Source organism: Alteromonas marina (genome assembly GCF_000808575.1).
GTDB lineage: Bacteria > Pseudomonadota > Gammaproteobacteria > Enterobacterales > Alteromonadaceae > Alteromonas > Alteromonas marina_A.
This window is the reverse complement of record NZ_JWLW01000013.1, coordinates 24,619-48,665: the sequence shown is the minus strand read 5'-3', so window position 1 is coordinate 48,665 and position 24,047 is coordinate 24,619. Positions and strand designations below refer to the sequence as shown.

Below are 24,047 nucleotides of genomic sequence, written 5' to 3'. Positions count from 1 at the left end.
ATAAACCTATGGTTAGTTGAGGGAAAATAACTCACAGGTATTAGCATAACTGCTAATACGTAATTTATCAGTCTCAACTTGCAGATATTCGCCTAATTGCTGAGCGATATGAGGCAAGTATGCGGGCTCATTATTGCGTTTTCGAGGGCGCAATGTCTTCGGAAATAAGTACGGAGCATCGGTCTCGAGAATAAGTCTGTCAAGCGGTATGTGTTTTACGGCATCACGTAAATCTTCGCCACGTTTATCGTCACACACCCACCCTGTTATACCGATATAAAGGCCTAGCGACAAATACGCTTCTACCTGGTCCATTGTTCCTGTGAAGCAGTGGGCTATTCCCCCTTTCAAGCGCGGCATATATCGAGTTAACAAGCTGACTTGTTCGCTAAAGGCATCCCTTTCGTGCAGATATACGGGGAGATTCAATGATACCGCTATATCCAGCTGGGCCTCAAAAACCGCTAATTGAACGTCTTGAGGTGAAAAGTTACGGTTAAAGTCTAATCCGCATTCACCAATAGCTACACAGCCTTGATGCTGAGCAAGCTCACGTAATCGGTCATAGTCACGTTCGGTGACGTCTTTGGCATTATGAGGATGTACTCCAATGGTGAAACAGCATTGTTCAGAGTACTTTTTATAAAGCGCTACCGCTGCATCCCACTCTTGAGGATGAGTAGTGATGACGCAAAGCTTCTCAACTCCGGCTTCTTGCGCTCTCTGGATAACCTCGTCGGCGTCAAAGCGCTTATCAAGCAGATTGACGCCAGCGTCGAACCAAGGCATCTATTTTACGCGCTTTACTTTAATGCGCTTGTTAAGACCTTCAACGCTTAGGAAGAAGGAACCAAAAAGACCCCGCTCAACAGAGACAGCTTGCCCTTCCTCAAGCTTCAAGTGCGTTCGATCCGTTTGCTGCCAGACAGAGCCATCGCTGAAAGTTAGCACATACTTATCGCGAGGGTTTTTCTTAACTGTGTTAATAGTGACGGTAATTTCTGAGGTCTCTTTTGTTAAGTCGCGCTTATGCTCTAGACCAAAGTCATTGCCCGGCTTTGAGGGCACAGGTTGTTGCCCAACCTGCGCTGGGCGAGGGCGAGTTTGTGCGCTGTTATTTGGCTTATATGCCTTTAGCTGGCTCACTTGTTCGTTAACGCCTTCATATTGATTTAACGACTTTGCCACACCGTCGTAGCAAATTAGGCGCTTAAGGCTATCATCTGTATTACGGCACTTTTCCATCGCTTCACCGATAGACTCAGCGTGTACTTGAGGAGCACTAAAAGCACACAGTAAAGTGGCAATTGAAAGCAGTTGAGTTTTCATTTTTATTCCTTTCTCTTCTGAACTTTTATGTGTTGTCAGGTGTTTGCGTTTTGCCTTCATCTTTTGGTGTTTTACCGGCGTAAAAGCCTCCAACAATAACCCCTACTTCAAACAGCAGCCACATTGGAATAGCTAATAATGTCTGAGAGATAACATCGGGTGGTGTGAGCAGCATGCCAACAACAAAGGCCCCTACAACCACATAAGGCCGTTTTGCTCGTAGCGACTTGGCATCTGTTACCCCAGTCCAACACATAAGAATAATAGCGATAGGTATCTCGAATGAGACTCCAAATGCGAAGAAGAGTTTCAATACAAAGTTTAAGTAACTTGAAATATCGGTACTTACAGTAACCCCTTCAGGGGCGACGCTAGTGAAGAACGCAAACGCGATGGGGAAGACAACAAAATAGGCAAACGCCATGCCGGCATAAAATAACAGGGTACTTGATAGCAGCAGGGGCGCAACCAGACGCTTTTCATTTCGATACAAGCCTGGAGCAACAAAGCCCCAAACCTGATAGAGCACATAGGGAATAGCAATGAAAAACGACAATACTAAGGTAAGTTTAAAAGGTGCGAAAAAAGGTGAAGCAACATCAGTTGCAATCATGCTCGCGTTCTCTGGAAGTGTTTCAAGCAGAGGCATGGCCAACAGCTTATATAAATCCTGTGCAAATGCGGCAAGACACACAAACACAATCAATACGCTCAAAAGTGCTTTGAGAATACGACTGCGCAATTCAATTAAATGAGAAATAAGGTTATTAGCGTCAGACATCTATTGCTTTTTATAAGGTTCTTGAACCGACTCTGCAGCTTTTTTTAGCTCATCGACGCTTTGTTCAAGTTCAGGTGAAAGATCTTTAAGCCCTTGCTGCTCTGCTTTTTTCAAATTTTCATGCAACTCGTGCACGCGCAACTGATGCTCAACTTCTTGCTTAAAGCCCGTTGCTACATTACGCACGCTACGAATTGTATTTATAGTTGAGCGCATGGCACCCGGTAATCTTTCTGGCCCTAAAATAAGCAGCGCCAGTACACCGATAACCAATAGCTCCCAAAAGCCGATATCGAACATTAGGATTTTTCTTTAGCGTCGCTCTGCGTCTTTGTTGAAACAGGCTCTGCTGCTGACTTTTCTTCAACTTGCTTCTTTTGTTCAAAGTCTGCGTCTTTGTCTTCTTCGGTGACAGCTTTTTTGAAGCCTTTGATTGCGCCGCCTAAATCAGTACCTATACCTTTAAGACGCTTCGTACCAAATAAAAGCACTACAATAACCAGTATGATCAGCAACTGCCAAACACTAATACCACCCATAAAAATAATCTCCCTTACATCGATTGGCACAGTATGCCATTGCCTGCTGATGCTTTCACCTGAATATTTACTTCTATGAATAAAGATTGACGTTTTGGTTGGGACAATCCATGCTCTGTATATCCCCAATGCGAATGGTCGAAACATTCAACTATGCTAATTTTTACAAGGAGTTAGTGAGCAATGCTATGCCTTACCGTGGTCTATTGCCATTTATTGCTCGCTTTACCTGTTGCACCTGACTCAGCTGCTAACACGTTGAACTCCCCCGTAAATGCGACCAGTGTAGGTATAACCTATCGGGATATTGCTCGGCCAGAAAATACGCTTACTAACAGCGCTACTTCGACACAAGAAAGTACACACTCCTTGCCTCCTTCAATACCTAATGAGCAATGGTTTGATATTTGGCAGCGTAGCTTCACCGACACCATGGACTTCACCGTAAAACAGCTTGATGGTTTGTTTGAAAGTTCAGATGAAATAGGTGCTTCAGGACAGAAGGAGGCCAGAGCCGAAGGTCGTGTTCAACTTGCCTGGGAGCCAAGAAGTGGCATGCTCTCGGATACGGATTTGCGCTTCAGGGTAAGAGTTCGCCTACCGGCTTTAAAAGAACGCGTTGATTTACTATTAAGTGATAACGAAGACGAGACACAGAACAACACAATACGAGCCGCGAGGGATAGCGGCAATAACAACCGCGATCGAACGACCATTGCGCTTCGCTTTCGTCCTGAGCAAGACTCTCACTACTCATTTAGAATTGGCGCTGGTCGCCGCGACCAGCTATATGTGATGACCCGATACAGAGATGCTTTTGCCTTTTCTAAACAATGGGCCATGCTATACGACGCCGAACTTTACTATTACACCCGTGACCGTTTGGGTGCGGAGGTGGGCGTCGCTTTTCAATACGAAATCAATAAAAAGCACCTGGTTCGACAAAATAATCGCTACTACTACCGCGACGATACCAACGACTGGCTATGGCGTCACGAGGTCCACCATTTGTTTTCGGTAGATCAACATAACGCCGTTATTCCTCACTTTATGGTGGAAGGGCTTAGCCAACCCAACTTTCGCGTAGAAGAAGTCTATGGCGGGTTTAGGTGGCGTAACAACATGCTGCGCGATTGGCTATTCTTTGAGGTAGAGCCTTTCGTTTTATGGCTACGTGAAGAGGATTTTAAAACCTCATACGGCATAGCCCTGCGCGTAGAAGCCTACTATGGGCGCGATACTTAGAGAAATTCTTTATAGAATCAAAAAAGGCTGTCTAATGACAGCCTTTCAAAAATAACGCAGTGCGCAAAAACTCAAAAAAGTTTAAGGACGAAGCGCCCTATCACCTCGAGCAAGCCCACACACACCGGTGCGCGATGATTCGATAATTTCAGCACACTGCCCCATAGTCGTGGCAAATGCATCTAGCTTATCTGTGGTGCCCGTAATTTCAATGGTGTAGTTGTTTACGTTCACATCCACAATACGCGCACGGAAGATATCAGAGTTCCGCTTCACTTCAGCACGTACCGACTCTGTGCGAGTCGCGACTTTAATCAGCATAAGTTCGCGTTCAATGTGCGTACCTTCAGTAAGGTCTACCACTTTTAGCACATCAATAAGCTTATTCACTTGCTTAGTAATTTGCTCTATGACTTTGTCGTCGCCGTGCGTGATAATCGTTAGACGCGAAAGGCTCGCGTCGTCAGTCGGTGCCACACACAGTGAATCGACGTTGTAACCGCGTTGTGAGAATACACCAACGATACGAGATAGTGCGCCAGGGGCGTTTTCCATTAATACAGAGATAATACGTTTCATCAGGTTCGCTCCGTCTTGCTTAAGCGCATGTCATCCATTGCGCCAAACTTAATTTGCATTGGATATACGTGTTCGTTTTGGTCTACTGCTATGTCCATAAACACTAAGCGATCTGTGTAACTGAAACATTTCTCCATTGCTGCGTCTAGCTCGTCAAGCTTGTCTACTTTAATGCCCACATGTCCGTAAGCTTCTGCCAACTTCACAAAGTCAGGCATTGAATCCATGTAAGAGTGTGAGTGACGTCCTTTATAAATCATATCCTGCCACTGACGAACCATACCTAGGGCACGGTTATTCAATGAGATAATCTTTATAGGCAGGTTGTACTGCAAACAAGTAGATAGCTCTTGAATATTCATTTGAATACTGCCGTCACCCGTTACTACCACAGAGGTTGAACCTGGATGCGCAAACTGCACACCCATTGCAGCCGGTAAACCAAAGCCCATGGTGCCAAGACCACCTGAGTTGATCCACTGACGCGGTTTATCATACGGATAATAAAGCGCAGCAAACATTTGGTGCTGACCCACGTCAGAACTTACGTAAGCTTTACCGTCTGTGTGTTTGTACAAGGCTTCGATAACGCGCTGAGGCTTAATAACTTCTTCGCCCTGTGCGTAGTTTAAGCACTGACGAGAACGCCAGGTTTCAATTTGTTGCCACCAATCGGCCAGCTTTTCGCTTTGACCTGATAAGTCTTTCTTATTTACCTGACTTAAGATTTGATCAAGTACTTTATCTACCGAACCTACTACAGGAATATGCGCATTTACGGTTTTAGAAATTGATGCTGGGTCAATATCAACGTGAATAATATCCGCATGTGGGCAGAACTTATCAACGTTATTAGTAACACGGTCATCAAAACGTGCACCTAGTGCAATGATGCAGTCGGCATTATGCATAGTCTTGTTCGCTTCAAGCGTACCGTGCATACCTAGCATGCCGATAAATTGCTTGTGTGTACCCGGCATAGCACCAAGACCCATTAGCGTACAAGTTACCGGTGCATTAAGCTTCTCAGCTAACTCAATAACCTTTGCTGAAGCATCGCAAGCTACAGCTCCACCACCTACATACAGTACGGGACGTTCTGCTTTAAGTAGCGACTCAACAGCCTTTTTGACCTGTTTAGGATGGCCTTTTTCAGTTGGGTTGTAAGAACGCATGGTCACATCAGTTGGGAACACGTACGGGTGTTCTTCTGCTACGTTCACAATATCTTTTGGCAAATCTACTACCACCGGACCAGGACGACCTGTGTTGGCAATATAAAAAGCTTTAGCAATCGCTTCTGGGATATCAACCGCGCGCTTCACCAAAAAGCTGTGCTTAACAATAGGGCGTGAACACCCCACCATGTCAGTTTCTTGGAATGCGTCTTCACCAATATGCTTCGACGGCACCTGTCCCGATAAAATAACCATCGGAATAGAGTCCATATATGCAGTAGCAATACCTGTAATAGTATTCGTAGCGCCTGGACCTGATGTGACGAGCACTGTGCCGGTTTTGCCAGTTGAACGTGCATAACCATCCGCCATATGGGCGGCTGCCTGTTCATGACGTACGAGGACGTGTTTGACATCATCTTGCGCAAATAACGCATCATAAATGTCTAATACGGCACCACCTGGGTAACCGAACACGTGTGTCACTCCTACATCTTTTAGCGCTTCAACCACCATGGCTGCGCCCGACATCATTTTCACAGTGCTTTCTCCTGTAATGGGTTGGGGGGTTTGTCAGCGTACGTTGACGATGCCCAGACTATATCTAAGGTAATAGGAAGATAAAACACCAAATTGCATAAAAGTGAGATACATATCCCAATATTCGCAATAATTAGGATAAATATTTCGACTTAAGTGCAATTTTGACAGAAAGTAGGATATTTATTTACACAAATTTAACAGCGCAAACAATAAAGTTGTAGAACGGGAGCGATTCGCCTTTACCCACTAAATGTGCGTAAAGGCATAAGCTTAATCATCGAGGTCGATATCAAGATCACTGTTATCGCTCATATCGTCGCCATCGTCAACATCTTGTTCAACAGCACGCTTAGAGCCATAAATACTTGCTGTTTTTGGACGGTTTATTCTGGCTTGGTATTTCAACCACGCTTTCTCTTGCGGTGTTGCAGGATCACGATGACCAAGAGCCGATTCCAAATAGGCTTGTTCTTCATCATTCTCTGGCGTAATTTTCCCGTCCACTAGTGCAGCGAACAAACTACCGTGAGCCTGAAGAAGCTTACTTTCATTAATTGAAAAATCTCCTGAACGGGCAAAGCCGTACGGGTAATTTTTCTTATCTATAAAGGGTTTTCTTGCGACTTGCTCTTTTGTGATTACAGACATCTTAACCTCTTCCACCGCTAATACCTGCGTTGTAAACACAGACAAAATTGCAACACCAACTGTTGAATGAAATAGACTACTGATATAGCGCCTTAATCGCTTTCAAGGTTATTCTTAGTTGGATTTTTATTTTCTGTCAAACAGAAAAGTAGCTGTAGTAAAAACTTAATATTGAATGTTTTTAAAGAGCATTAAAAAGGCCGCAAGCGCGGCCTTTTAATATAAGTGGGATATCAGCGTTTTTCGCTTACCCAAACCGTAATGGTTCCGTCGACGACCACGGTGCCTTCAGCGTTGTATGCCTTAACACTAATAGGTAAATCACCTGGTTTCCATGCGTCCGCGGGCACTTCTGCAACACAGCGAATATCTGAGTCGGCCTTTGCTGGATATTTCACTTCCATACCCTTTGGGATCCACCTTAGGTTTTTAGGGATTGATGCTTCGCACATGAACCCCATGGCCATTTCTAACCCGTTGCAAATAGCAATAACGTGAACCGTACCAATGTGATTTTCAACCGCTTTACGTTTGCTAATAAGCACTTCGCAGTAGTTTGGTTTGATGTCTGAGATAAGTGGAGAAACAGTTGAAAAATATGGCGCTCTGCGCGCTGAGTACCAACTGAACAGCTTTTTGCCGAAAGGTAGTTTTAAGAATTTATTATAAGTATTGAGTACGTAGTTCTTTGACATAGTCAGTCACGCTAATCGTATATGAGGAGAAACCCCATGAGTGAAGAATCAGTACACTAACGCGTTGCTCTATGATCAACCTAATGTTTAGCGCACGCCTATCTGGTTAGACCAGTATACACATAGTAACATAATAGTTACTGTCTGACGTTGCAACAAGGTTTATTGCAAAAACAAAAAAGCAGCTCAATGGAGCTGCTTTGACTGTATTAATAACAGCTTAGTTAAGCTGCTTTGACTGTATTAATAACAGCTTAGTTAAGCTGCATGTCAAACCCTACGAAGTAAAATCTTCCACGGGCACTTGCCGGATAAGCAAAGTTCGTTAAGAAAGGTTCTTCGTTGGTAATGTTCTTAATACCACCGTACATTTTAACTGTGTCAGTCAATACATATGAGAAGTTAATATCGTGCTGGAAAAATTCATCCATTACGACAGAATCGTCATAATCACCACGCTCGTATTCTTCAATTTCTACGAATGCGACTAACTGCTCATCCATGTACTGAGTTTGCCAACCGATTTGCAGATCCTGCCATTTCCAAGTCACGGTAAAGTTGCCTGCCCATTCAGGGCGATTTACTTCACCAAGCTCTGGGTTAACTTCGCTCAGATCGTTAGGGTTGGTATATTGGTCAATCTCATTGACCTTAGTACCTGATAGTTTTGTTAGGAACGTATGATCATCGATTTCAAAATCATAACCGATGCTGAAATCTACGCCCGACGTTTCTAAGCGAGCAAAGTTAACATCGGTAGAACGTAAGAAATTTAGACCAGCAAACTGCGGAGAGTTTTCATCGGTATTACGGGTAAACAAAGAACAGAAGTTTTCGTTTAAGGTTTCACCGATGTAGCATCCATTAACAATATCGTCAGAGCTTACAGAGCTGATTGCAGATTCAATCTCAATGCTCCAATAGTCAGCCGTTAGTGACAAGCCTTCTAACCAGCTTGCCTGATAGACAAAGCCTACCGTTGTCGTATCAGCGGTTTCTTCCTGTAGTTCTGGGTTACCACCGGTAACACCAGGGAATGCTGCCGATAGTGGATCGGTGTAAACATACTCACCTGCGTCATTAAACGGGTTATAACCAATTGACTGGAAGTCTGCCACACAGTTAGCTTGTATCTGATCTGCGGCTGCCGGATCATTACTACGGATGCCTGCAATCACGCTGGCATTACACGGGTCGGTAGGACGGAATGTTGTACCCACTTCAGGACCGAAAAGCTCTGTGATATTTGGCGCACGAACAGCTTGTGACTGCGACAAGCGAATCATAAGATCTTCGTAAGGTGCATACATTAAGTTTGCACGCCACGTTGTTGTGTCTCCAATTGTAGAGTAATCAGAGTAACGGGCAGCCAAATCTAACGTAAGCTCTTCGGCTAGCATCTCGCCTTCAATTAATGGAATTGATACTTCGACGAACACTTCACTTACATCAAAATCACCTGTTTCGTTTGCCGTTTTAATAGATGGCTGGAATACCAGTGAGTTGTTAGATGAGTACTCAGAAATCAAGGTTCCTTCTTGATATTGTGAGCCTTCAGGGATAATACCAAGTTGCCAATTATCGAAAGTCGCTTCTGATTTTTCTTTTCTATATTCCCCGCCTAGCGCAAAGAATATCGGACCATACGGAAGCTCGAAGTAGTCAGATGAATCACCAGATAGTGAACCACTCACAACGAATTGTTCGATGGTAGTTTTACTGCGGCTATCTTGCGTTACCCAATCAACCGCTTCCTGAGAAATACCGTCTGCACCAGCCCAAATATTTAAAGGTACACAGCTGCCATCACCTGGAGTAAATGAAAAGTAGCCTGGGTCATATACTGGAATATTAAACGCAGTGGTAACTTGAGGTGTATCTGCGTCTAAGTTCACACGGCAGGTTGCCTCACCTGTCGCAGGGTCTGTAACCGCGTCGATTGCAGAGAAGAAACGGTCTACTACAACAATATTTTCTGTACCTTCTTGCTCAAACTCGAATCTTCCGTAATTTAACGCAAGATTATACTGCCAGTCGTTTTCCAAGAAGCCTTCTAGCCCAATAACACCGCGTAGTGTTCTACGCTCGTTCTCAATTTTACCTTGACCAATGCCAATTGGGTCAGCTGTAATGGCAACACCGCCAATTTCGTTTGCTAGCGGCTGAATGAATGAAGGCAGGTAAGGGTTATCTGCTGCACCAAATAATAAATCCCAGTATGAAGACGGCTGGCTTTCATTTTCTGTTGTCTGAACAACGTACTTAAATTCACCAAACACGGTGCTTGTATCAGTAAGGTCATAATGGCCTAGCAGATTTAACGCAATTTTGTCGTTTGGCGTAATTAGATAGCCGCGCTGTTGCTGAATGGTGTTATAAGAGTCACCACCAAAGCCTTCAAAGTTACCTGATACCAAGCCGTCTTGAATCGGTCTGTATGAGCCATCTTCCAATACGTTCCAGCAACCACCTAATGCGCCGAATGACGCTGCTCCAAACGAGCTGTTATATCCAGAAAACGAGTCAAGACAGTCTGGCGTTCCGTTACCATCAAGGTCGATATTAGTCGCAGGATCAAACCCCTCAAACGTATAAGGGTTACCCGGTATGATGTAGCCATAACCCGAAGTGAATGGGAAAGTGCGGTAAGGAAGAACTGCACGAGGGTTTGCTGTGGCCGCGCGGTTAAACAGCGCTAGCTCTTCTGAAGTTAAATTCGGTTGGGTTCCAAAAGTATCTACATAGTTTTGAATAAACGCATCCTGTGACGGGATGCTTAAACCGAAATTAAATAAGCCTGTGTTGTCGTAGTTATAGTATTGCGCCAAGTTTGGTGTACTAGCACCAATATCGCCTTGTTGGAATCGCAAAGCGGGGTTGGTCCAATCGCGCGCAGAGCCAATGATCAAACCATTATCTCTTTCACTTACTCGCACACCTTCATCGTTTTGATACTCGATGTTTATTGCAAAATTACCTCTGTCGTTGTCAAAGTTTTCACCATACAACGCAGACATGCTAATTTGCTCACCATCGCCTTCAGACGAGATACCCGTGTTTACGTCAAATTCAAAGCCTTCATAGTCATCTTGCAAAATAAAGTTAACTACACCCGTTACCGCATCGGCACCATAAACGGCAGAAGCACCACCGGTAAGCACTTCTACCGATTTAATAAGTTTAACTGGAATTGAACCCACATCTACCGCCGCAGAACCGGCGACACCGCCCACATGGCGACGACCATTTACTAGTGTTAAGGTACGGTTTGAACCTAAACCACGTAGGTTAAGGATATTCGCACCGTCTGCAAAGGCTGAGTCAATAGAGCTTTCCGCTGTTGTAGATGAAAACAACGCGGGGATGTCGTTTATAACATCGGTTACAGAAAACTCACCTGACAGCTGAATATCTTCTTCTGAAATTGCTTGAACAGGTGAAGGAGATGCCAGATTAGGATCTCGCGCTATACGAGAGCCAGTGACCACTACTTTTTCAACATCCTTTTCGTCAATAGAGGCGTCTTCCTGAGCCTGAACTGCAGTTGCACTTAATGCTAGTGCAGATGCCACTGCACATGCGAGTACAGTAAGCTTGTTTTGCCTTGATGAATCAAAAGCCATGTGTGTTTCTCCAAATATACTTTCTCGTTCCGACATGCTCTTTTCGGCATTTTTAAGGAGTCTGAAAGCGATGGTTATTTTTTATATGTTTAAGAAATGCGTTGTGCTTAATCTTTTTTACGATCTGTTTTTTGCAAACTATGTGCCTATCAAAAGGCGAGTAATTAGCGAATTTACCGCTAAAAAACGGCGCATTATGCATATTTACCCACTAAATTCTATTTAATATTCAAATAGACTTATCAAAACACTTTCAAATGCACATTTTCTGTGCAAAAGTCCTAACAAAACTCAGATTTATCGAGAAGTGGATTGAAATCAAGGTGGTTGCGCACTAATAGAGTGCAAAGACTAATGAATAAGGATTCATTGTAGTGCGTAAACGCAGGTAGAATAGGTACTGGAGAACAATATAAAGCAATACTTATACTTTCGTATAATTTTAAAAAACCGCTATTGTAGCTGGTTCAAATACTTATCAATGTGCGTTTGAAAACTGCTGTGGTCTCGACACTTCACTGTACCCTGAACCGATTTAACTGGGTCACCCGCTAGTGTGGGAAAGTCGCGATCGTGGAGAGTAATCCCCTTGTTTTTACTGAGGGAGCTAAATAACTTTCCTTTCAACGTGCTGCAATCAACGACTATTTTAATGCTTTCGAGAAAATCTTCGTTTTCAGTATTGAAGGAGTTAGAAGGTTTTCGGCTTCTATTCACATTTGAATGAGTGCTGTTTGAAGGTGATTGCTTAGCGATGCTTTCTAAACGTTGTGCGTTCAAACGATTGATATAGTTTTTCGTCGCATCTTGAACTCTCAGCCTGTCTTCTTTTGCCCATAACAAAAGTTGTGCTGAAACTTCTTTTTCCAAAAGCGCTTGTAACCCTTCAGATTTATTTTTCGGTCTACTAGCGATTGAAGGGGTTTCCTTCTTTATTGCTTCTTTGAGTACAGCATTACCCTCTACATCAGCATTAGTCTCATGTACTAATTTTGGCTTAGTCTCGGTTTTTTGCGGAATAGTTGGCGGCTGTAATAAAACTGCTTTTAGCAAAAGTGCACGAAGCGTAGAAGCACTTGGCAGGCATATTTGAGTGAAGCAGTGCCATTCAAGCCCATATTTATCCACGCTTCCATCTACCATTAATGCATCCATCCATAAAAGCACCTAGTAGTTGAGCACAAACAAACCAGAAAGTTCAGATAGCTTTCACGTAGAAAATAACAATGATGATGGAATATAAATACGGGTGTAAGAGAGTTTAAATTTTCGTGTCATCTGGAAAATTTGGAGCGGAAAACAGATTTGTTCTCGTTGTGAAGCAATGGCCGACACTTGGTCGCGGGCCCTTTAAGGGGTCGCATAGACACAACTATATTGTGTTTTAGTCTTCGTGATTTTTGAAAATTTGGAGCGGGAAACGAGATTCGAACTCGCGACCCCGACCTTGGCAAGGTCGTGCTCTACCAACTGAGCTATTCCCGCATAGAGTCGATGCTGTGCATCTTATAGATACTTACCAACGGTAAGTGAATTTGGAGCGGGAAACGAGATTCGAACTCGCGACCCCGACCTTGGCAAGGTCGTGCTCTACCAACTGAGCTATTCCCGCAACAAAAGAGGTACTTCGTTTGAAGTGGTGCGCATTTTACAAAAATTTTGGGGTAACGCAACCTTTAATTCTACTTTTTTTGCACCTCAATGTTTGAATGCCTAAATCGTAAACACTTTCTCTCGATAATAGCGCATTTCTTCAATAGACTCGCGAATATCATCTAGCGCTAGATGTACGCCTTTCTTTTCGAAACCGTCTAAAACTTCAGGCTTCCAGCGGCGCGTTAGCTCTTTTATTGTACTTACATCAATATTTCTATAGTGGAAGTAAGCTTCAAGCTCGGGCATGTACTTAACCATGAATCGTCTATCTTGCCCAATGGTGTTTCCACACAGTGGTGATTTACCTGCATCTACCCACTGCTCTAAAAAGGCAATAGTCTGCGCTGATGCTTCTTCAACACTTATTTTACTTTCTCGGCAACGTGCAGTTAATCCACTTTCACCGTGAACTCGTGTACACCACTGGTCCATATTATTTAACACGTCATCACTTTGATGTACCGCTATTACAGGGCCTTCAGCCAAAATATTTAGCTGTGCATCGGTAACAATGGTCGCAATCTCCATTACTACACAAGTTTCAGGATCTAACCCTGTCATTTCCATGTCTATCCAAACAAGGTTACTGTTGTGTTTACTCATTACTTTCCTCTTTGCGCTACAGACATGGCAACCATGCCCTACAAACGGTATTATTGACATAGTATACGTGAAACTAGAAAAGAATCGTGGCGAAAAAACCAAAACTTACACAACGACAGAAACGACAAGTTGCAGCAAACAGAAGCAAGCGCTTGCGTGAAAAGCACGCCTCAAAGGGCGCGGCGAACCTAGATGAAAGCACGCTAGAAAGCGGCACGGTAATTGGCCGTTTTGGTAAACACGCCGATGTTGAAGACACAAGCGGCGCAGTATCTCGCTGCCACATTCGCCGCACGGTAGATTCTGTGGTGTGTGGTGACAAAGTGTTTTTTAGTAAAGGGGATGACGCTGAGTCAGGTGTAAGCGGAGTCATCGAAATTGTAAAAGACAGACACTCTGTGCTTACTCGCCCAGATTATTACGACGGCATTAAGCCCATCGCCGCGAATATTGACCGCATTATTGTGGTTAGCGCTATATTACCTATCCTTTCACTGAATATTATCGACCGTTACCTTGTTGCCTGTGAAGACATAGGCATCACGCCGCTGATTGTCCTTAATAAAGTAGAATTGCTCAGTGAAGAGGAACGCGCAACCGTTACAGAGCAGCTTAAGACGTACGAAAACTTAGGCTACGAAGTGCTTTTCACCAGTTGCAAAACCGGTGAAGGCATTAGCAAACTCAATGAATACCTTAACGATAACATCAGCGTTTTCGTAGGGCAGTCCGGTGTAGGTAAATCGAGCCTTATAAACCAAGTTCTGCCAGACGCCGATGAATTAACCGGCGATATTTCAGATAACTCGGGACTAGGTCAACATACAACGACGGCGGCCAAATTGCTTCACTTGCCAGCCGGCGGTGATTTAATTGATTCCCCAGGAGTACGTGAATTTGGCTTGTGGCACATTCCTACCGAACGTATTACATGGGGCTTTATTGAGTTCAGAGATTATTTGGGCGGCTGCAAATTCAGAGACTGCAAGCACTTAAATGATCCGGGGTGCTTACTAAGAGAAGCTGTAGAAGAAGGAAAAATTAGCGCAGAACGCTTCGACAGCTACCATAGAATTTTAACCACCATGGAAGAGCAGCGCCCTAGTCACAGCCAGCCTCCCGGGGCATAACAACTGCCACTGGGTTTCAATCTCACTGGAGCGCTAAACTCGTTGGAGCGACCGAAGAAGTACACGCACTGCTTACGTGTAATAGCTGTCGCTTAATTGGCGATTTATTCTTTTGGTGTGAACCACGTGCTTATGCTTTTGTGTAAGCACTCATAACCCTAAAGTTGCTCTTAATACCACGACTTACGATACAATAACGCGATCTATGCAATGCGTTATTGCTTGCATAAAAGAAACGGAGATATTTTGTGTTAGATTGGCTTAAAGTTAATTTACAATACGTTACACCAAAGCACCTGCTTTCACGCCTTGTAGGCAAACTTGCTGAAGCAGAAATGGGTAGTGTTACGACATTTTTCATCAAGGCATTTATTAAGCAATACAACGTTGATATGTCAGAAGCGCTGCATGAGGAACCAGAGCATTATAGAAGCTTTAATAAGTTCTTCACCCGCCCGCTTAAACCTGAAGCGCGCACCATTGACGAAAACGACGACGTACTTATCCATGCTGTTGACGGTACGGTAAGTCAGTTTGGCGATATCCACAGCGACAGTATTTTTCAGGCGAAAGGCCATGACTTTAGCCTAACTACATTATTAGGTGGCAAGCCTGATGTAGCTGCGCCATTTAAAAATGGTAAGTTTGCTACCATTTACCTTGCCCCTCGTGATTATCACAGAATTCATATGCCTGTTGAGGGCACGCTTACTGATATGCTGTACGTGCCGGGCGAACTTTTTTCGGTAAATCCTCTTACAGCACAAAATATTCCAGGTCTGTTTGCACGTAACGAACGCGTTGTGGCGCTGTTCGACACGCCTGTAGGCAAAATGGCGATGGTGCTTGTGGGCGCTACCATAGTGGCAAGTATTGAGACAGTTTGGGCTGGCACGGTTACACCACCTGCGGGTAAAAACGTTCAGCACTGGTCTTATGAAAAAGACAGCGAAGCAGCAGTTTTCCTTGAAAAAGGTGCAGAGCTAGGCCGCTTTAAGCTAGGTTCGACCATTGTGGTGTGTTTCGAAAAAGACATGATTAATTTTGAAGACTTGGCACCTGGCATGGTCACTCGTCTTGGTGAACCTATGGCGCTTAAATCAACTGCACAAGCTTCTGTTGAAGATACACGAGCTGCGGATGAACCAACCGGCGATGATAAAAGCGAGACGAAATCAGAGGGCGCTGACAGCTAGTTTATGGATGCTGTTAAAAAAAGCCTGATCTCACTTCATTTCACGGTAATTTTACTTGGTGGTACAGCCCTTTTCTCTCGGCTTGTACCACTTAGTGCCAGTGATATCACTTTCGTTCGTTCAGTATTTGCCTGTATAGCGTTATTTGCCTTTCTGAAGCTGGCAAACAACAAAATAAAGCTGAACTCCAAAAAAGACTACGGCGTTGCCTTAGGCTTAGGCGTGCTGATGGCGCTGCACTGGGTCACTTATTTTGCCGCCATGCAATATGCAGGGGTGTCTGTTGGCATGATTGCCCTTTTTACCTTCCCCGTAATCACAGTGCTTATCGAGCCTTTCTTTGAGCGGGTAAGGCTGGTCTGGCAGGATATCGTATCTACCGTTACGGTGGTCGTTGGCGTTTATTTAATAGTGCCAGAGACATCACTGGAAAATGACATTACCCTTGGCGTTCTTATCGGTATTGCCTCCGCCATCTTGTATTCTTTTAGAAACCTTATTCATCGTAAGCACTTTAAGCACTACAGCGGTGCGCAGGCTATGGCGTGGCAAACCTTGGTTATAAGCATTCTAATGTTGCCGGTAGGCAGTGCAGCAATAACCTCAGCGTCTACCAGTTCTTGGCTAATGCTATTGCTTTTAGGTACCGTATTTACTGCGCTGCCTCATGCACTTATTGCTGCGAGCCTACGTCACCTTAGGGCAAAAACGTTTTCGCTCATAGCCTGCATGCAGCCTCTTTATGGCGTTTTCCTTGCTATTATTCTGCTTAACGAAAAACCTGGTTTAAGTGCGTTGTTAGGTGGAATTCTTATTACGTCAGCATCAGTTTATGAAACGCTCAACACGCATAAGTTGCATAATGCAAAAGATGATTAAGCCGTGTTGTGATCTTTAAGGAAAAAATGTCTATGCTCATTTTTGCTCATCGAGGTGCCAGTAAAGCCGCCCCAGAAAACACAGTAAAGGCATTTAAACTGGCTTTCGAACAACGTGCCGATGGCATTGAGTTTGATACCTATCAGCACGAAAGCGGCATTATTGTTTTTCACGATAGAACACTTACGCGCAGAGCACGGGAACCCGGCTATTTACTTGACGTGCCGTGGCAATCCCTTACAGAAATGGACATTGGGGATGGAGAGCACATACCGACCCTGACTGAGACACTGAATTGTGTTCCAAAAGACAAGTGGTGCAATATTGAGATAAAACACTTAACCGACGTAGACAGCTGGGTTAAAGACGTTAAAGCGGCGGTACAGCAAAGCGGCATTAATGCTCATAAGCTACTTATCTCTTCATTTAACCATCACTGGCTTCAAGCTATTGCGCTTAGGTGGCCCGAAGTGAAGATCGGCGCCTTATCTGCAAGCTACGAGCTTGACTGTACGGCAAGCGCTCGGGCGCTTAACGCTTATTCCGTAAACATTGCTTTAGACGCCGTTGATAAGCAGTTTGTGCAAACGGCGCAGCAAGATGGCTTTAACGTATTCGTTTATACCGTGGATGAGCCTAGAGACATGCTAATGCTTAACGAGTGGGGAGTGACGGGCATATTCACTAACGTGCCTGATGTAGCGCTTAATGTGTTGTCGTATTAAACCCTACTTTTTCAATACGAAAAGTCTATAGAAAGCGTATCTGATACAGACTCACACTATAAAAAACGAGCCATTGGCTCGTTTTTTTGGAATGCTTTTCTTAATGCAGCTTAGTTGACTACTTAAATTCAGTTGAAAGGTGGTCTGAAAACACCGTATTCTTGCAGCACTTACATTGTCTACACAATCGCATATTCACCCAGTGGCCGGCTACAATTAGCGCTGCACCTATCGCGATGGTAAAAGGTTCGTAGTGATGCCCAAAAATATCTTTGTGCCAATAAATAGCGCCACCCGTAAACAGCAATGCAAGCGGGTAATATTTGCCATGATAGCGAATTGCACCGCTAACCAAGGCGACTGCACCTACAATTAGCGAAAAAGTTAATATCGTTCTCTCAAACCACACTTGTGCAAAAAAGCTAGAACCGATCAGCGGCAGCAGAGGCACCAAAACAGGTAGCGCGAGGCAATGCAACGCACACAAGCTCGACACCCAGATGCCAAGTTTGTCTAGTTTTGTTGGATTCTCGTCAATTGGAGTCATTGCCCTAATTACCACCGTGAAAAAATGAGTTCGCGAACTATTCGCCAGAGACGTTATATTATAACAGACTCACAGAAATGAGAAACGTTCCCACATTAAATTTTGATCTTAACGAGATGAAAATGAACTAACTACGTATAAAATGGAGAAAAAAAACTATTCGTTTGGCGCTGTGCCTAAGCGCTCAGCAACGCCTTTTTCTGCGGAGCTGTGCATTAGCCCACTGCTGTGTAAGGCATTTTCTTCGGTCATGCTTACCTTGCTATCCTTCATATCGGCGTTATTGAGCGAAGCCGTTAGATCGCGCTCTTTACCAAACTGCTTGGCCACTTTCGGCGCATGCGAAAAATAGTCGGCTACTGAGGTAAGGGTTAAACCTTCTTTTTCAAGTGAGGGTAAATGAGTTTTCAAGAAATTGACAGTTTCTGGGTGAGGATGACCAATCACCACAACGTGACCATTCTTTTTAGCAATACGTTTCATGTGGTTGAACTGCTTAAGTAAGAATGCAGGCTCAAGCTTATGGTCCAGAAACACCTGTCTGCTTGCGCTAGGCACACCTAACCGCTGTGCAATTTCTTCACCTTTTGTGAGTACCGTGGTTCGGCTATCCACAAAAAATAAGCCTTGGCGTTTCACCTCTTTTAAGAGCGCTTCCATTCCTTTCTGCTGCCCCGTGAACGCACTTCCCATATGATTATTCACACCAACCGCGTTCGGCACGCTCTTCATTGCCTTTCGCAAATTGTAAGTAATGGCACCTGCGAACATGTCAGTGGTTAACCCAAGGGGCCCCATGTCCTTTCCACTTTGCGCCTGCATAGGCATATGCAGCATAACAGCCCTGCCTTCTTGCTCAGCGCGGAGCGCAATTTCAGAAGCCAGCGGCGTTTGCGGAAGTATAGAAAAGGTAATTTCTTTAGGGAGAGAAAAAGCAGCGACATCGGACGGCCTGTATCCCAGGTCATCTAATATTATAATTATGTCTGACTTTGCTTTTACTTGAAGGCTAGTTAGCCCGCATAAAACAAAGATTATACAAGGCATTAGCAGACGCAAAAGCATCTAAGTCACATCCGTTTTTCATCATTATTATTAAGCGCACTGTGTGAATGAATTCACGTTAACTTTAAGCATACCAACAACGAAAGTTCTTTCAACAAAACTAAGTCTTTATTCGCCGATTGTGACTTTAAATGTCAACATATAAGGCCACTATGAAAACCTTATTGTGGCTGAGACGAATTAATCCAGCCAGGGTTTCGGATTTAGCGCTTTGCCTTTGTGACGAATTTCAAAGTAAAGGTTAGGATATTCCTGACCACCACTTCGGCCCACAAGGGCTATACGTTCACCTTGCCTGACATCATCGCCAGCTTGCTTGAGTAACGCTTGGTTGTGACCGTAAACACTCATATACCCTTCGCCATGATCGACAATAGCGACCAGACCAAATCCGCGCAACCAATCGGCATACAACACTTTTCCAGGCGCAATGCTGTTTACAGGGTCGCCCTCAGCACCATCTATCACAATACCTTTCCAAGACACTTGCCCTTGGCGGCGACTACCAAACAAATGACGTATTCTGCCTTTTACAGGTGCAGGAAGCTTACCTTTAAGTTTAGCAAGGCCATTCATGCTAAATTCAGCAGCGCGAGCCGCACGTTCGGCAGCGATACGCGCCGCTTCAATCGCACCTTTTAATGCTTTTTCGTCGGCTTGCAAAGACGCAATACGCTGGTTTTCAGAGGCTATGGTTTTGTTTATTTTCTTAAGCGTTGCTTTTCTATCGTCCTGACGGGTTATAAGTACTGCTCGCTGACCTTCTTGCTCATCTTTCAATGCGGCAAGTGACAAGGCTTTTTCGCTAAGCTCTGCGTTAACTTCTTCAAGCCTAGCAACATTTCCCCTAAAGCTCTCAATCTCTTTTTGGCGCGCTTTAGCCACGTATTGATAATAGGTAATGACACGCTCGAACGTTCGCGCGTCATCTTGGTAAAACAGCATTTTCGCGTAGTCGTAATGCCCCGCCATAAATGCACTTTTAAGCTGGCTCGATAAAAGTGACTGCTGTTTACGGATAGCGGTTTTAAGCCCTTCTTGTTCTTCTTCGAGCTTCGCTTGTTCTTGCTCAATGTTTTTAAGTGACTGTCGGGTGCTGGATAGTGCTTTCGCCACTTTAGCGATTTCGAGTTCAGAGGCCTTCAGCACATTTTCTAATTCCTGTGCACTGGCTCTATTGTTCTCTAATACTTGCTGTCGAGCGCGCAGTTCGGCCTGTAACTCAGCTAATTTTTCTTTTTGACTATTCGCACCGCCTTCTTGTGCAATAGCACTACTTCCAATCGGCATAATTGCAAGGGCAACTATGCACCCAATGATTGAAAGAAATAATCGTACTGACATACGTGCGCCTAGAACCTTAACTTTTTCATTGATGACTTAATGTGTTTCATCGTTGCTGTTAACAACGTTTTCCAGTGTATCTGACGCTCCTCCATATGCCCAGTGCAATTTGTTCGTAATATCAATCATCTAAAGTATTTAGCGCAAACCCGCTATGACTGACATCAATCATACTGAAAGGTAAGCTGGTTTCTCGCCCATTTTTCTATATACTTTGCACTCTTTTCATGGTCTGTAGACAGGGTTAGAGGTAATGGATCAACTAATTGAATTTGCTAGCAACAACGTTATTCTTGCTGGTATTTGGGTTGCGCTGATTGCCATGTTGATATTTAGCTATATCAGTGCATGGACATCTTCAGTAAAAGAATTAAGCACACACGAAGCAACGGTTTTGATGAATAAAGACGATGCGATAGTGCTAGATACACGCCCTGCGAAAGAGTTTAAAGCTGGCCATATTTTGGGTGCCAGACAAATTAAACCTGAAGAGTTGCGTGAGAAAAACTTCAAGAAACTTGAAAACAGTAAAGACAAACCCATTATCGTAGTATGCGCTATGGGTAATCAGGCTCGTGGTACAGCAAATGCGATGCTTAAAGATGGCTTCGCGAATGTGAGTGTATTAAAAGGCGGAATGAACGCGTGGCAAAGTGCCAGCCTTCCCGTTTCTAAATAACAGGTAACCTTTATGAGCAAAGTAGAACTTTACACCAAGGGCCACTGCCCTTACTGCCACCGTGCAAAAGCATTGCTAACGCAAAAAGGTGTAGAATTTATTGAATACCCAATAGATGTTAAGCCTGAACTGCGCGACGAGATGATTGAACGCGCAAACGGCGGCTGGACTGTTCCGCAAATTTTCATTGACGATCAGCACGTTGGTGGCTGTGACGATATGATGGCTTTGGAAGCACAAAGCAAACTAAATCCAATGTTGGGTTTGGCGTAAAGCGTCAGCGCATACAGCAACGCACTACATTAAATTAAAACGACAATTAAATAGGAAATACCATGGCTGACGAAAATCAGACAAATAACGGCGAAGCAGCGGGCGCACAAGCGCAACAGAGTGCTCAGTTCAATATTCAGCGTATCTACACAAAAGACATTTCTTTTGAGTCTCCAAACGCGCCAGCTATTTTCACTAAAGAGTGGAAGCCTGAAATTAAACTAGACATCGACACTAGCACTAACAAGCTAGAAGAAAATGTATTTGAAGTTGTACTTTCAGTTACCGTTACGGCAACGCTTGGTGAAGAAACGGCATTCCTTTGTGAAGTGCAACAAGCGGGTATCTTCGCTATTGGCGAAATGCCAGACCAAAACAAAGCGCACACGCTGGGCTCGTTCTGCCCGAACATGCTTTTCCCATATGCGCGTGAAACCATTTCTAACTTGGTTAACCGTGGAACATTCCCTCCACTTAACCTAGCACCTGTAAACTTCGACGCTATCTTTGCAGCTTACGTGCAAAAACGTGCACAGCAAGCGCAGGGCGAAGCGCCAAAAATGGACGCCTAATTAGGTGAACATGAAAGGCGTGGACATGAAGTCGAATTCGGTTTCAGCGTCTGTTTCGGTATTAGGGGCGGGGTCTTACGGCACCGCCCTTGCTTTTTGTCTTGCCAGAAATGGCAACCCCACACTGCTTTGGGGCCGCGATGAAAAGCACATTGCCGAAATGGAAGCGAACCGAGAGAATGCTCGTTATCTTCCCGGCGCAACATTTCCAGATGCCCTAGTGGTAAATGCCAACTTAGAAGAAGTGGTTGCTGCCAGCCGAGATATTTTAGTGGTTGTACCTAGCCATGCATTTGCGGCTATGCTTCAAAGCTTAAAACCATTGCTTAAACCGCATCAACGTATTATTTGGGCGACCAAAGGACTTGAACCAAAAACTGGCCGTCTGCTTCGCGATGTGGCAGAGGAAATACTGGGTACCGACTATCCCCTAGCCGTTTTATCAGGCCCTACCTTTGCTAAAGAAATGGTAGCGGGCTTGCCTACCGCAATTTCGCTGTCTTCCACTGACGATACGCTGAGTGACGAATTTGCAGCAAAGCTGCATTGCGCAAAGTCGTTCAGAGTGTACAAAAACTCAGACTTTACTGGCGTTCAGCTTGGTGGTGCGGTTAAAAACGTTATCGCTATAGGCGCGGGCTTAGCCGATGGCCTTGGCTTTGGTGCAAACGCGCGAACGGCGCTGATCACCCGAGGTTTAGCAGAGCTTACCCGTTTGGGCGTGAAGCTGGGTGCAAATCCAGAAACCTTTATGGGTATGGCGGGTCTTGGCGATTTAGTTTTAACTTGTACAGACAATCAATCGCGCAATCGTCGCTTTGGGCTAGCTTTGGGTCAAGGCAAGAGTGTCGATGTTGCTATTGACGAAATCGGACAAGTGGTTGAGGGATATCGCAACACTGAAGAAGTGCATATATTGTCGAAAAAAGTAGGCGTTGAAATGCCTATTTGTGAACAAATTTATGCTGTGCTTTATCACGGAAAATCCCCTAAAGAGGCGGCCTTAGCTTTGCTTGGTCGAGACCTCAAAAAAGAAGCCTAGTGAATATTTGATGGTTTTTGCTTAGTAGCAAAAACCATCAGCCTCTTAACGCCCCACTATTCCTATCTTTTCCAGCTTATCAACCTGAACTTAGCGGCCTTCCCTTACCACGATCACTTTAGCGTTGTCGTGATATCTAGCGTGACTGCGCTTGTGGTGCTTCACTTTTTTCACCTTTTTGTAGGGTGAATCGACAACCAAATAGCGATTTCCATGCTTGCGATAGTAATGATTATTAGCAACGTAATAACGATGATTGTCGATAACCTCTACCCTATGTGCACCTGGCAAGACGTTAACGTACAGGCCAATTTCAGGAACGTTTATGGCTACATCAATAATCGGACGAGCAGGTTGCGTAATAATAGTGACCCTTTCATTCGCCCCGCTATTCGAGTGAGAATGATGACCTGAATGGGCGCTTGCTTGCCCTGCGATCATTAAGCAAACGCCGGTGATCATACTCAGGGTAATACGTTTCATAATGCTTCTCCAAACTCATTCGTGCATGTTCACAGGCTATATTAATGAGTGAAGCTGAACGAAACCTGACTCAGGCAGGCTTTACAGTGTCTTTACACCAGGCGCTAAAAAGCCCACAACGGGGCTTTGTAAAAATGAATGTCTTCGGGCTGCTGATACCACCTTTTGCTATCTCGCTCCTTCGTAGCCAAATTGACGCCAGCTTTCATACACAAAGACAGACACGGCATTAGATAGGTTCATACTGCGACTGTCTGGCAACATAGGAATGCGAACACGCTGCTCGGGAGGAAGCGATTGAATATAATCGTCGGGTAAGCCACGGGTTTCAGGACCAAATATGAGTGCATCGCCTTTTTGATACGAGACATCACTATGAAACGCTTTGCCTTTTGTTGTGCATGCGAACACTCGGTTTGGTTTTGCATCTTCAAGGTAGGCTTCTAAGTTTGCATGGCGCTTAACGTGGGCAAATTCATGATAATCTAAACCTGCACGTCGTACTCGCTTGTCGTCCCACTCAAAACCCAAGGGCTCGATTAGATGTAGTGTGAACCCACTGTTAGCGCATAAGCGGATGATATTGCCCGTATTAGGGGGGATCTCTGGTTGATAAAGTACGACATCAAGCATGTTTTTTAAACGACCTTCACTATTAATAACCGGCGTATTCTACAACGAAACACTGTAACT

General features: G+C 44.4%; 26 protein-coding genes and 2 tRNA genes. 9 read left to right on the top strand and 19 right to left on the bottom strand.

The genetic code is table 11. From position 1 onward, the window contains the following. Window positions 1–12: 12 nt before the first annotated feature. From RJ41_RS08345 to tatA, 5 genes are read right to left on the bottom strand one after another with little or no spacing between them, the layout of a single operon-like run. Window positions 13–789: a TatD family hydrolase gene (locus tag RJ41_RS08345; RefSeq protein ID WP_039219309.1), complete on the bottom strand. Its 777-nt coding sequence runs from the start codon at window positions 787–789 to the stop codon at window positions 13–15. Further along, window positions 790–1,329, bottom strand: a complete 540-nt coding sequence (locus RJ41_RS08340) for a hypothetical protein (RefSeq protein WP_039219307.1) — start codon at window positions 1,327–1,329, stop codon at window positions 790–792. Window positions 1,330–1,354: 25 nt separating this feature from the next. After that, window positions 1,355–2,110 carry a twin-arginine translocase subunit TatC gene (gene tatC / locus RJ41_RS08335; protein ID WP_039219305.1) on the bottom strand — a complete coding sequence of 252 codons (756 nt, stop codon included), beginning with the start codon at window positions 2,108–2,110 and terminating at the stop codon, window positions 1,355–1,357. Then, window positions 2,111–2,410, bottom strand: coding sequence for a Sec-independent protein translocase protein TatB (gene tatB / locus RJ41_RS08330; protein WP_014948087.1), 300 nt, complete (start codon window positions 2,408–2,410; stop codon window positions 2,111–2,113). Continuing rightward, window positions 2,410–2,655: a Sec-independent protein translocase subunit TatA gene (gene tatA / locus RJ41_RS08325; protein ID WP_240485764.1), complete on the bottom strand. Its 246-nt coding sequence runs from the start codon at window positions 2,653–2,655 to the stop codon at window positions 2,410–2,412. The genes tatB and tatA overlap by 1 nt, the downstream gene beginning before the upstream one ends. Before the next feature lie 177 nt (window positions 2,656–2,832). Here tatA and RJ41_RS08320 point away from each other — a divergent pair, with 177 nt between their 5' ends. Next, window positions 2,833–3,894, top strand: a complete 1,062-nt coding sequence (locus RJ41_RS08320) for a hypothetical protein (RefSeq protein ID WP_039219300.1) — start codon at window positions 2,833–2,835, stop codon at window positions 3,892–3,894. Window positions 3,895–3,975: 81 nt separating this feature from the next. On the opposite strand, the gene ilvN is transcribed toward RJ41_RS08320, so the two are convergent. The 9 genes from ilvN to orn form a co-directional block, all read right to left on the bottom strand. After that, window positions 3,976–4,473: an acetolactate synthase small subunit gene (gene ilvN, locus RJ41_RS08315; RefSeq protein WP_014975513.1), complete on the bottom strand. Its 498-nt coding sequence runs from the start codon at window positions 4,471–4,473 to the stop codon at window positions 3,976–3,978. Beyond that, the gene (locus RJ41_RS08310) at window positions 4,473–6,191 is read right to left on the bottom strand and encodes an acetolactate synthase 3 large subunit (RefSeq protein ID WP_039219296.1); all 1,719 of its coding nucleotides are present in this window, start codon (window positions 6,189–6,191) and stop codon (window positions 4,473–4,475) included. Before RJ41_RS08310 ends, ilvN begins: the two co-directional genes overlap by 1 nt. Window positions 6,192–6,464: 273 nt before the next feature. Beyond that, entirely contained in the window at window positions 6,465–6,842 is a 378-nt protein-coding gene (locus RJ41_RS08305) for a MaoP family protein (RefSeq protein ID WP_039219460.1), read from the bottom strand. A 233-nt stretch (window positions 6,843–7,075) separates the two neighbouring features. Further along, a complete protein-coding gene (locus RJ41_RS08300; protein WP_039219294.1) occupies window positions 7,076–7,537 on the bottom strand; it encodes a hotdog fold domain-containing protein in 462 nt (153 codons plus the stop codon). A 254-nt stretch (window positions 7,538–7,791) separates the two neighbouring features. After that, on the bottom strand, window positions 7,792–11,160 hold the full coding sequence (locus tag RJ41_RS08295; protein WP_039219458.1) for a TonB-dependent receptor: 3,369 nt from the start codon (window positions 11,158–11,160) through the stop codon (window positions 7,792–7,794). Between the two features lie 453 nt (window positions 11,161–11,613). Further along, window positions 11,614–12,315, bottom strand: a complete 702-nt coding sequence (locus RJ41_RS08290; RefSeq protein WP_039219292.1) for a hypothetical protein — start codon at window positions 12,313–12,315, stop codon at window positions 11,614–11,616. A gap of 254 nt (window positions 12,316–12,569) precedes the next feature. Beyond that, window positions 12,570–12,645: transfer RNA gene (locus tag RJ41_RS08285), tRNA-Gly, on the bottom strand. Window positions 12,646–12,696: 51 nt separating this feature from the next. Beyond that, a tRNA-Gly gene (locus RJ41_RS08280) sits at window positions 12,697–12,772 on the bottom strand. 101 nt (window positions 12,773–12,873) lie between these two features. Further along, window positions 12,874–13,419 carry an oligoribonuclease gene (gene orn, locus RJ41_RS08275; RefSeq protein ID WP_039219290.1) on the bottom strand — a complete coding sequence of 182 codons (546 nt, stop codon included), beginning with the start codon at window positions 13,417–13,419 and terminating at the stop codon, window positions 12,874–12,876. An 86-nt stretch (window positions 13,420–13,505) separates the two neighbouring features. On the opposite strand from orn, the gene rsgA reads away from it, so the two are divergent. From rsgA to RJ41_RS08255, 4 genes are all read left to right on the top strand, one after another. Beyond that, window positions 13,506–14,549 (top strand): small ribosomal subunit biogenesis GTPase RsgA, encoded by a 1,044-nt coding sequence (gene rsgA / locus RJ41_RS08270; RefSeq protein WP_039219288.1) that lies wholly within the window; start codon window positions 13,506–13,508, stop codon window positions 14,547–14,549. A gap of 248 nt (window positions 14,550–14,797) precedes the next feature. Beyond that, entirely contained in the window at window positions 14,798–15,745 is a 948-nt protein-coding gene (asd, locus tag RJ41_RS08265; RefSeq protein WP_039219285.1) for an archaetidylserine decarboxylase, read from the top strand. A 3-nt stretch (window positions 15,746–15,748) separates the two neighbouring features. Continuing rightward, a complete protein-coding gene (locus tag RJ41_RS08260) occupies window positions 15,749–16,624 on the top strand; it encodes a DMT family transporter (protein ID WP_039219283.1) in 876 nt (291 codons plus the stop codon). Window positions 16,625–16,656: 32 nt separating this feature from the next. Next, complete coding sequence (locus RJ41_RS08255; RefSeq protein ID WP_039219282.1) at window positions 16,657–17,349, top strand: glycerophosphodiester phosphodiesterase; 693 nt, start codon at window positions 16,657–16,659, stop codon at window positions 17,347–17,349. A gap of 118 nt (window positions 17,350–17,467) precedes the next feature. On the opposite strand, the gene RJ41_RS08250 is transcribed toward RJ41_RS08255, so the two are convergent. The 3 genes from RJ41_RS08250 to RJ41_RS08240 form a co-directional block, all read right to left on the bottom strand. Further along, a complete protein-coding gene (locus tag RJ41_RS08250) occupies window positions 17,468–17,896 on the bottom strand; it encodes a MerC domain-containing protein (protein ID WP_014948073.1) in 429 nt (142 codons plus the stop codon). 156 nt (window positions 17,897–18,052) lie between these two features. Beyond that, window positions 18,053–18,961, bottom strand: a complete 909-nt coding sequence (locus RJ41_RS08245) for a divergent polysaccharide deacetylase family protein (RefSeq protein ID WP_039219280.1) — start codon at window positions 18,959–18,961, stop codon at window positions 18,053–18,055. A 180-nt stretch (window positions 18,962–19,141) separates the two neighbouring features. Next, the gene (locus RJ41_RS08240) at window positions 19,142–20,305 is read right to left on the bottom strand and encodes a murein hydrolase activator EnvC family protein (protein WP_039219277.1); all 1,164 of its coding nucleotides are present in this window, start codon (window positions 20,303–20,305) and stop codon (window positions 19,142–19,144) included. Window positions 20,306–20,558: 253 nt separating this feature from the next. On the opposite strand from RJ41_RS08240, the gene RJ41_RS08235 reads away from it, so the two are divergent. The 4 genes from RJ41_RS08235 (at window position 20,559) to gpsA (ending at window position 22,871) form a co-directional block, all read left to right on the top strand. Then, window positions 20,559–20,984, top strand: a complete 426-nt coding sequence (locus tag RJ41_RS08235) for a rhodanese-like domain-containing protein (protein ID WP_039219274.1) — start codon at window positions 20,559–20,561, stop codon at window positions 20,982–20,984. A 12-nt stretch (window positions 20,985–20,996) separates the two neighbouring features. Continuing rightward, the gene (gene grxC / locus RJ41_RS08230) at window positions 20,997–21,257 is read left to right on the top strand and encodes a glutaredoxin 3 (protein ID WP_014948069.1); all 261 of its coding nucleotides are present in this window, start codon (window positions 20,997–20,999) and stop codon (window positions 21,255–21,257) included. A gap of 62 nt (window positions 21,258–21,319) precedes the next feature. Beyond that, the gene (gene secB / locus RJ41_RS08225) at window positions 21,320–21,829 is read left to right on the top strand and encodes a protein-export chaperone SecB (protein ID WP_014948068.1); all 510 of its coding nucleotides are present in this window, start codon (window positions 21,320–21,322) and stop codon (window positions 21,827–21,829) included. Between the two features lie 10 nt (window positions 21,830–21,839). Beyond that, complete coding sequence (gene gpsA, locus RJ41_RS08220; protein WP_052235437.1) at window positions 21,840–22,871, top strand: NAD(P)H-dependent glycerol-3-phosphate dehydrogenase; 1,032 nt, start codon at window positions 21,840–21,842, stop codon at window positions 22,869–22,871. 90 nt (window positions 22,872–22,961) lie between these two features. Here gpsA and RJ41_RS08215 read toward each other — a convergent pair whose 3' ends face one another. After that, window positions 22,962–23,354: a hypothetical protein gene (locus tag RJ41_RS08215; protein WP_039219269.1), complete on the bottom strand. Its 393-nt coding sequence runs from the start codon at window positions 23,352–23,354 to the stop codon at window positions 22,962–22,964. Window positions 23,355–23,522: 168 nt separating this feature from the next. Beyond that, window positions 23,523–23,987 (bottom strand): tRNA (uridine(34)/cytosine(34)/5-carboxymethylaminomethyluridine(34)-2'-O)-methyltransferase TrmL, encoded by a 465-nt coding sequence (gene trmL / locus RJ41_RS08210; RefSeq protein WP_039219267.1) that lies wholly within the window; start codon window positions 23,985–23,987, stop codon window positions 23,523–23,525. Window positions 23,988–24,047 lie beyond the last annotated feature (60 nt).